Below are 238 nucleotides of genomic sequence, written 5' to 3'. Positions count from 1 at the left end.
AATCACTTGTTGTTGCAAATTAAAAGCAGTGAGCTCATCACCCATGGCTTGTTTTAAGTCACCATAGCTAATTTTCAAGTCTTCTTTTTTCAATAACTTGAAAGTCACATGTGTAATCACATAGCGATTTGGATCATCTTTAAAAATACTATGACGATAACTAAATGCACAGTCTTTAGCTTGAATATCGCTAAATGTTTTCAACTGTCGGTCATAGACTTGCACGCTTTCGATGAAC

Annotated in this window: 1 pseudogene; it reads right to left on the bottom strand. The window is 34.9% G+C overall.

Features of this window, described 5'->3' with window-relative positions:
• Positions 1 to 238 (bottom strand): annotated as a pseudogene (locus RRF55_RS27805) (hypothetical protein); the annotation flags it as partial.

It is taken from the genome of Klebsiella sp. K47, from assembly GCF_051858335.1.
GTDB lineage: Bacteria > Pseudomonadota > Gammaproteobacteria > Enterobacterales > Enterobacteriaceae > Klebsiella > Klebsiella pneumoniae.
The sequence above is the reverse complement of the archived record's forward strand: the minus strand, read 5'-3'. Positions and strand labels throughout refer to the sequence as shown.